This window comes from Pelomicrobium sp. (assembly GCF_036803785.1).
Lineage (GTDB): Bacteria > Pseudomonadota > Gammaproteobacteria > Burkholderiales > UBA6910 > Pelomicrobium.
The window spans coordinates 1-8,272 of sequence record NZ_DAIRTR010000127.1; the positions used below are offsets into that span (position 1 = coordinate 1).

The 8,272-nt window shown below is 66.7% G+C and carries 8 protein-coding genes; 6 read left to right on the forward strand and 2 right to left on the reverse strand.

The annotated features are described in order from the left end of the window. A partial coding sequence (locus V7Q81_RS12860; RefSeq protein ID WP_333843905.1) for a TraB/GumN family protein occupies window positions 1–445 on the forward strand: 445 nt, incomplete at its 5' end. A 110-nt stretch (window positions 446–555) separates the two neighbouring features. On the opposite strand, the gene V7Q81_RS12865 is transcribed toward V7Q81_RS12860, so the two are convergent. Together V7Q81_RS12865 and V7Q81_RS12870 are read right to left on the reverse strand one after the other, a co-directional pair. Then, a complete protein-coding gene (locus V7Q81_RS12865) occupies window positions 556–891 on the reverse strand; it encodes a hypothetical protein (RefSeq protein WP_333843906.1) in 336 nt (111 codons plus the stop codon). Between the two features lie 24 nt (window positions 892–915). After that, window positions 916–2,163 carry an EAL and HDOD domain-containing protein gene (locus tag V7Q81_RS12870; protein ID WP_333843909.1) on the reverse strand — a complete coding sequence of 416 codons (1,248 nt, stop codon included), beginning with the start codon at window positions 2,161–2,163 and terminating at the stop codon, window positions 916–918. A gap of 278 nt (window positions 2,164–2,441) precedes the next feature. Here V7Q81_RS12870 and V7Q81_RS12875 point away from each other — a divergent pair, with 278 nt between their 5' ends. From V7Q81_RS12875 to V7Q81_RS12895, 5 genes are all read left to right on the forward strand, one after another. Further along, entirely contained in the window at window positions 2,442–3,902 is a 1,461-nt protein-coding gene (locus V7Q81_RS12875; RefSeq protein ID WP_333843911.1) for a PAS domain-containing sensor histidine kinase, read from the forward strand. Beyond that, complete coding sequence (locus tag V7Q81_RS12880) at window positions 3,899–4,537, forward strand: response regulator transcription factor (protein WP_333843913.1); 639 nt, start codon at window positions 3,899–3,901, stop codon at window positions 4,535–4,537. The genes V7Q81_RS12875 and V7Q81_RS12880 overlap by 4 nt, the downstream gene beginning before the upstream one ends. A 124-nt stretch (window positions 4,538–4,661) precedes the next feature. After that, a complete protein-coding gene (locus V7Q81_RS12885; RefSeq protein ID WP_333843917.1) occupies window positions 4,662–6,404 on the forward strand; it encodes a GGDEF domain-containing protein in 1,743 nt (580 codons plus the stop codon). Beyond that, window positions 6,401–6,991 (forward strand): acyltransferase, encoded by a 591-nt coding sequence (locus V7Q81_RS12890; protein ID WP_333843920.1) that lies wholly within the window; start codon window positions 6,401–6,403, stop codon window positions 6,989–6,991. The genes V7Q81_RS12885 and V7Q81_RS12890 overlap by 4 nt, the downstream gene beginning before the upstream one ends. Continuing rightward, the gene (locus V7Q81_RS12895) at window positions 6,988–8,145 is read left to right on the forward strand and encodes a DegT/DnrJ/EryC1/StrS family aminotransferase (RefSeq protein WP_333843923.1); all 1,158 of its coding nucleotides are present in this window, start codon (window positions 6,988–6,990) and stop codon (window positions 8,143–8,145) included. Before V7Q81_RS12890 ends, V7Q81_RS12895 begins: the two co-directional genes overlap by 4 nt. Window positions 8,146–8,272 lie beyond the last annotated feature (127 nt).

The window sequence follows — 8,272 nt, forward strand, 5'->3', positions numbered from 1 at the left end:
CATCCTCGACCGAGTGCTGCAGGAGGAAGCGATGCGCGCGCGAAAATCCATCCACGCCTTGGAAACGGTGGACGAGCAGATCGCCGCGTTCGACGCCCTGCCCCTGGAAACACAGCTCGTCCTGCTGAAAAAGGTGATCGCCGACCACGGCCCGCTCCAGGAAGCGATCCATCACCTCGTGGAGGCCTATCTGGCGCGGGACCTGGAGGCCTTGTGGCGGCTCAACGCCCAGGCCCTGGGAGACAGTCCAGAGCGCCGACACCACAACGAGTTGTTCCTGCGCCGCGTCCTGGACGAGCGCAACGTGCGCATGGCCGAGCGCCTAGCGCCCCTCATCGCCCAGGGTAAGGTCTTCGCCACCTTTGGCGCGCTGCACTTGTACGGGGAACAGGGCGTCCCCAGCTTGCTCACGCGCCGGGGCTTTTCGGTGAAAGTCCTCTACTAGAAAACCTGCAAAGCAGGGTACGGAAAGGCTGGCCGAGGCGGTGAAGATCACCAGCGAGGGCCGCTCAAACGAAGGCGGGCTTTGGTGGTCGGCGAGGCTCGCCTCGCCCTTCAGACGAGACTCGAGGGATCCTCACACAGCCGCTCCAGCACGTAGGCCTTGAGCGCCAGATACGGGAGACCTTCCAGCCGGTCGAATTGTAGGCCAAGACGAAACCCGGCCGTGGCAGGATCCGGATTGACCGACCGGACGAAAGCCCTGGTCTCGATCGCTGCCGAGGCCTCTTCCACGCGCAAAGTGAAAGACAGCGTCACGCGATCCTCCTTGCCGGCAATCGCCTCGCCCCGATCGAGAATCAGTCGCCCGTCCTCGCCGTAGATGCGAAAAGGGGTCGGCCGTCCCACCTCGAGATCCTGGGGCTCGAGCGCCACAAGCCCGGCCACCATGCCGTCCATCCCCTTACCGCTCCCTCACCCTCCGCCCTCGCCGCCGTCTCGGCCCAGGTCATGGGCCCACCTGAGCGCCTCCAGCTGGTCTTGCATGAGATCGCCCAGATTGAAGCCGGTAAAATGCTTGCACGCCGCCATCACTTTGGCCGCTTCCCCCGATTCGAGCCATTCCTGAAGTTGCAGCAGGCGGCCCAGCATCCCGTTGCGCCTGAGCAGCGCTTCGGCAATCTCGGGGGCGAGCTTCAACTCTTCCACGATTTCGGCCATGGGCATTCCGAGCAGAGTGTCCAGCAGGGACAATAACCCCACCATGAACGCCTGATCGCTTACCTCCGGCCGCCCCGGCTCCTCCCGAGCGGCGAGCAACTCCATCAGCTTACCGCGGGCGGCCGCGAGCTGGATCAAGGGATTGGTCAGGGTGCCGCCGGCCGCGGGAGCGGTATAGAGCAGAAGCTGCACCCAGCGCAGGAGCTGGCGCTGTCCCAGGATGAGGATGCCCTGGCGCAAGGAATGGATGCGCCTCGGCAGGCCGCTTGCGGCCGAGTTCACCAGGCGCAGCAGGTTGTAGGAAAGCTCCACGTGGGGTTTGAGCGCCTGCTCGATCTCCTCTGGGCTCGCGTCCGCCAGCACCAGGGACAGCAGCCGCAGCAGCGCCATCTTCGCCGGGTCGGCGCGCCGGCCCGAGAGGATTTCCGGACGCGCGAAGAAATAGCCCTGGAACAATCGGAAGCCGAGGGCGGTGCAGGTCTCGGCCTGCTCCGGCGTGTCCACCTTTTCTGCGAGCAGCACCGCCGATCGTCGCCGAAGCGCTTCGACCGTGGCGCGCACGGATGACTCTGGAGCTGCCTTGACGTCCACCTTGACCACGTCCACCACCCCCACAAGCCGCTCCAGCCGCTCGTCTGGCTCCACCACGTCGTCTAAGGCGATGCGATAACCCTGGCGCCTGAGCCCGGCGCAGCGCTTCAGGACTTCTGGCGCCGGTTCCACCGTCTCCAGCAGCTCCAGCACCACGTACTCCTTGGGCAGGAGCTCCACGGTGTCGCTCAGCAGGATTTCGCTCCCCACGTTGATATAGCCCTTGTATGCCCCCAGCACCTGCTGCAGGCCCAGATCGCAGAACGCCCCCACGATGACTTGCGCGGTGGCCAGGGAGTCGTCTCGAATCACGGCCGGTCCGGTCGGCGCGCTCCGGAACAGGAGCTCGTAGGCCACGGTATGGCGCCGGGTGTCGAGAATGGGCTGGCGCCCGAGGTAGACGTCCTGCATAGACGTTCGGCTCTGTCGATGGGCAGTCCGATGACCTAACGGCGCGCTGCGTGCAAACTTGAGTCGCCCGTTGCACGAATCGTGCTAGCGGTTTCCATGCGCCGGCCTGCGCAGGGCTTGGGCTAGCTTGACCTGCGTCAAGAGGCGTGGCGAAAGCCATGTTAAAATCGCCCGCGCTCGCGGGTGGAAAAAACCACAAAAACAGCATGAAAGGACAATTACTGCGCCTGCTGCTCGCAGGAAATCCGACGTTGACGGATTCTTCATTCATCCCGCGAATGGAGGCTGAGGGATACCGAATCGAGGCGCAACGCGTCGAGACGCTGACAGCGTTGACAACGGCGCTTTCGCGCCGGCCGTGGGACCTTCTCGTGGCGGAGCACGCCGTACCGGGCCTCGATGCCCTGGCCGCCATCGCGGCGGCGAAGGAGATGCGCCCCGATCTTCCCGTGGTGGTGGTCTCGGATCCGATCGGTGAAGAAGCGGTGGCAGACATCGTCAAAGCTGGGGCCGACGACTATCTGCTCCGGGACCACCTGTGGCGGCTCCCCCACGCGGTGGCGCGCGCCCTGGCCGTTGCCGCCGAGCGGCGGGAGCGGCTCCAGGCGCAACAGGCCCTGCGGGAGAGCGAGGCCCGGTTCCGCAGTCTCGCCTGCCATGTGCCCGGCATGGTCTTCGAGCTAGCCCGGGACCGAGGCGGCGATCGCTTCACCTTCGTAAGCGAGGGCGCCCGGCCGCTCCTGGGGCTCGCCCCGGAGACGCTACTCGCCGACGCCGGGCGCTTCGTCGAGCAGATCGTGCCCGAGGAGCGAGCCGGCTTTCTCGAGGCCCTGTCCCAATCCGCGCGCCGTCTCGATGCCTGCAACTGGGAAGGGCGCCTCATCACCCCCTATAGCAACGGGCCCAAATGGATCAACGTGCGCGCCGGACCCCGCCGCCGGGAAGATGGCACCGTGTTGTGGGCCGGCATCATGACCAACATCACCCGCAACAAGCGCATGGAGCTGGAGGCGAAGCGCACCAGTGCAGAGCTCCTGGAGCTCTCTTCCCATGTGGAACGGGTCAAGGAGGAAGAGCGCGCCCGGATCGCCCGGGAGATCCACGACGACCTGGGCGGCACGCTCACGGCGGTCAAGCTGGAGCTCGCCTCTCTCATGAACCGCCTGCCGGCGCAAGGCATGGACCTGTTGGGTCGGGTGAGCTCAATCCGCATCCTGGTGGATCGGGTCATCGCCGCGACGGAGCGCATCGCCCGCGATCTGCGTCCCCCGATCCTGGATTTCGGCTTGACACCGGCCCTTTGCTGGCAGGCCAAGGAGTTCGAAAACCGCCTCGGGATCGTATGTGACGTGGAGACGGAGCCGGAGGACGTGGAGCTCCCCGAGGAGCTGGCGACCGCCCTGTTCCGGATTTTCCAGGAGGCCCTGACCAATGTCTCGAAGCATGCCGGGGCGTCCGAGGTGCACGCCGTCTTGCGCTATCAAGGGGGACGGGTGAGCCTGGAGGTGATGGACAACGGGCGCGGGATCGAGGCTGCAGATCTCGCCAAACCGGGTGCGTTCGGCATTCGGGGCATCTTCGAACGCTGCCGTGCCTTGGGCGGCGAGGCCCACATCGAGGCAGGGCCGAGGGGCGGCACCCGGCTTCGGGTCTCCATCCCAGATCCCCAGGCGGGCGGCTCGCCGCCCCGAGACGAGCCCCACAGGCCGAGCCTCACCCCGGCGGAGGCCCGCCCATGATCCGGGTGCTTATCGTGGACGACCACGCGGTGGTGCGCCACGGGCTCAAGCAGATCCTCAACGATTGCGGCGATCTGGGCGTCGCAGGCGAAGCCGGCGACGGGGTAGAGGCGATCCAGTGGCTGCGCCGCCACGGGCAAGCGTGCCAGGCGGTCTTGCTCGACATCTCCATGCCCAAGCGGAGCGGTCTGGACACCCTGGCTCAGCTCCGGCACGAGTTCCCCCGCCTTCCGGTTCTGGTCCTGTCCATGTACCCGGAAGACGTGGTCGGGCTGCGCACCCTCAAGGCGGGCGCCGCGGGTTACATTTCCAAGACAAGTGCCCCCGAGCTGCTGGTGGAGGCCATCCGTCAGGTGGCCTCGGGCCGCAAATACGTGAGCCCCGCCTTGGCGGAGCAGCTCGCCGACTCCATCGCCGGCAACGCTCGAGAAGCACCCCACGAGCGCCTGTCGGACCGGGAATACCAGACCTTGTGTCTGATCGCTTCGGGAAAAAGCCTTACCCAGATCGCCGAAGAGCTCAACATCAGCGTCAAGACCGTGAGCGTCTACCGGGCCCGGCTGCTGGAAAAAATGCGGCTCAAAAACAACGCCGAGCTCATCCGCTACGCCCTCTCCCAGGGCCTGGTGGCGTAGGCCCGGGACCTCCCCTCCTGGTCCTACGAGCGGGGAAATGACCCCTTTCCCCGCCTTTTTTCCGGCCCTTGCAGCGCGAATCGGCCACCCATAATGCCCGTGCATTCAGTGACCGGTTTGCCTCATGTCCGCGAGCGCTACAGACCCAGCCACGATCGCTCGATCCACCTTGCACCGCCTGGCCCAGCAGCGGCTGGCGCCGACGCCCGACAATTACGCCCGGGTGTACCGGGAAATCGCCGGCCTGCCTATGGAGGCCGATGGTTGGAAGCTACTCGCGGACTGGTGCGTCAAGCTGGGTCGAGAGGCGCCCGCCGCCGCCTCCCAGGCTCTTGCCGCGGAGAAAGCCATCGTCATCCGCAGCGAGCCCCTCGCGCGCACCGCGCTACAGGACCTGTCCACGCTCATCGCCTCCCACCTTAACCTGGATTGGGCCGCTCTGCTGCGGCACCTCCTGCGCCAATGGGACATCCCCCGCAAAGGTCTAACCCCGACCCGCAAGCGGGAACGGCTGGAAAACGTGCTCGCGGCCCACGGCGGCCATGCACAGGAACTGTTCCGGCGGCTCAAGGAGCGGGCCGACGCCTGGGCCCAGGCGCCCCGAGACCTAGAACCGGCGCCTGCATCCGCGCCGCCTTCCGACGCCGACGGCGAGGAACTTCGTGACCTCCTCGCCGAGACCCTGGAGCGTCTCGCTGCCTTCCTGGAAACAAGCAATGCCGCTCTGGCAGCACAGGCCAAACGCTTGGCCGGAGCCGTTCGGGAAGCCGATCGACCGCTTTCCACCAGCCGCCTGAGGGAGCAGCTGCGCCACTTCTGGTTGGATTTGGAAATGCGCGTCGCCGAACAGGCGCAGCGGGACGAGCTGGCGCGTCGCCTGTTGAAATTGATGGCCGACAGCCTCGCCGAAAGCGTTCAGGAAACCCCGGGACTTGACCGGCAGATGTGCGCGCTGTTCCGAGCGCTAGAGGCGCCTTTCGATCTGCCTGCACTGGCGCAGGCGGAGCGCGCCCTGCGGGATGCCATCATCCGCCAGGGCACGGTGCGTCGGTCGGTGCACGAATCACACCAGGCTCTCAAGAGCATGATCGCTCTGTTCATCGACCGACTGGGAAGCCTCGCGGACGAGACCGGTCAATTCCACGGCCAGATCGAGCGTTACGTGGAGCGCATCAGCGGTGCTGCCGATCTGGACGAGCTGGGCGCGATCCTGGCGGAAGTGCTGCAAGACACCCGAGCCATGGAAGCGAGCGCTCGCCGCTCCCACAGGGAATTGCAAGAAGCTCGCCAGCGGGCCGAGGAAGCGGAGGAAAGAATCCGCCATCTGGAGGCCCAGCTAGCCCTGGCCGCGGAAAACGCTCGCGAGGACCTGTTGACGGGCGCGCTCAACCGCGTCGGCCTGGCCGAAGCGTGGCAGCGGGAGGCGGCCCGCGCCGACCGGCACGGTGCGCCCCTCGCCGTGGCCATGCTGGACGTGGACAACTTCAAGCAGCTCAACGATACCTGGGGCCATCAGGCGGGGGACGAGGCGCTGCGCGCCCTGGCGCAAACCATGCGCCATAGCCTGCGGCCGACCGACGTGGTGGCCCGCTATGGCGGCGAGGAGTTCGTCCTGCTGCTTCCCGAGACCGAGCTGGAGGAGGCGGCCACGGTGCTCGCGCGCCTGCAGCGGGAGCTCACCAAGAACATCTTCCTCCACGATCAACGCAGGCCCATCGTCACCTTCAGCGCCGGCGTGACCCTGCGTCGTCTCGGAGAGGACGACAACGCGGTGCTGGGACGCGCGGACAAGGCCCTGTATCAGGCCAAACAGGCAGGCAAGAACCGGGTCGCGGTGCTGCCGCCTCCCCAGGAGGATAAGCCATGACCGAACACCGCTTCCGCTCGGTTGGCCTTGGAGTACGGGTCTATCCTTCGGCCCGCATTGTTGGAGCCGAATACCTCCACATCGGCGATCACGTGATCATCGACGACTTCGTCTTCATCCAGGTCACCCGCCCCAGTGTTATTGGCAACTACGTGCACATCGCCGCCTTCGCCTCCATCACCGGCGGCGGCCCGTTCGTGCTGGAAGATTTCGCCGGTCTCTCCTCGGGCGTGCGGCTTCTCACCGGAAGCGAGGATTTCCTGGGGGGCGGACTGACCAATCCCACCATTCCCCCGCCTTACCGCGCGGTGCAGCGCTCCCACGCCTGGGTCCAAGCGCACGCCATCGTGGGGGCGAACAGCGTCATCCTGCCCGGCGTAACCGTCGGCACGGGTGCCGCGGTGGGCGCCTTGTCCTTGGTGCGACGCGACGTGGCGCCATGGAGCGTGGTGGCAGGCAGCCCAGCCCGCCGCATCGGCCAGCGCCCTGCCGACGCCCTGCTCGCCATGGAGCAGTCGCTGTACGCCCAGCACGGCAAGCCTGGACGGCTATTCCAAAATATCCGTCCCGGCCAGGTGGCCCCATGATCCGCTTCATCAAACCCGAACTTCCGCCACCGGAGCGCTGGCTGGCGTATCTGCAGCCGGCGTACCAGAACCATTGGTTCAGCAACTTCGGCCCGGTCCACGAGCTTTTTGCCCAGCGGCTCAGCGAGCGCTTCGGCAATGGCCGTCGCGTGGCGGTGCCCGTCGCCAACGCCACGGCGGGATTGGAGGCGGTGTTGCGCGCGTTGGAAGTCCGCGGTCGGGTCGTCGTGCCCTCCTTCACTTTTGCGGCCACCGCCCAGGCGGTCTTGGCGGCGGGGGCGACGCCGCTCTTCTGCGACGTTGACCCCGTAACTTGGGAGCTCTGTCCCACGGCCTTGGAAGAGCTGCTCGACGCGCAGCGCGCGAGCGCAGTGGTCACCGTGCGGGCCTTCGGTCTGTGCCGCGATCTTGCGCCGCTGGAATCCGTCTGCGCCCGCCACGGCGTGCCCTTGATCGTGGATAGCGCCGCTGCCTTAGGCGGGACCGGTCCTGGCGTTCCCGTCGGCCATGCGGGCGTGGCCGAAGTCTTTTCGCCGCACGCGACCAAAGTGTTTGCCATCGGCGAAGGGGGGGTGGTCCTGTGCCCTGCCCGGCTGGCGGCCGCCGTGCGCCGGGCCATTAACTTCGGCTTCCAAGACGGGGACGTGGTGGCCTGTGGGGTGAACGGCAAGCTCTCCGAGTTTGCTGCCGCCATCGGTCTGGCGGCTCTCGATGAACTGCAGCGCCACATCGCCGCGCGGCGTGCCACCGTGGCGCGCTACCTGCGGCATCTCGCGCCATGGCTCGAAAGGGGAGTCATCGCCGCGCCCCATGCCCCAGGCGAGCCACCCTGGCAAACGCTGCCTCTACTGCTCGCCCCCGACGCGGACGCCGAAGCGCTGCGCCAGCGTTGCGTGCGCGCTGGCCTTGAGCTTCGCCGCTACTACCATCCACCGCTCCACCGCACTCGACTGTTCCGTCGCTACGGGCTGGGACGAACCCTGCCTGTCACCGATCGCCTTTGCGCCTCAATGGTCTGTATGCCGCTGCACGCGAGCATGAAGCCGTCGCTGATCGATGCAGCGAGCGCTCTTTTCAGCCAAGCCCTGACCGATACCTTCCACGCACGAGAGCCGATCCATGAGCCTACCCGAACCAGCGCCCGCCTTGCTTGATGCCCATTACCGCTTCGCGCTGCAGTTTTTCGAAGCCATCGGGCGCGCAGAGAAAGGCAAACGCCGCCGCAGTGATCGAGATCGCCTGGCGAGGCTACGCGCCCACCCCCAATACGCTGCCGCCTTC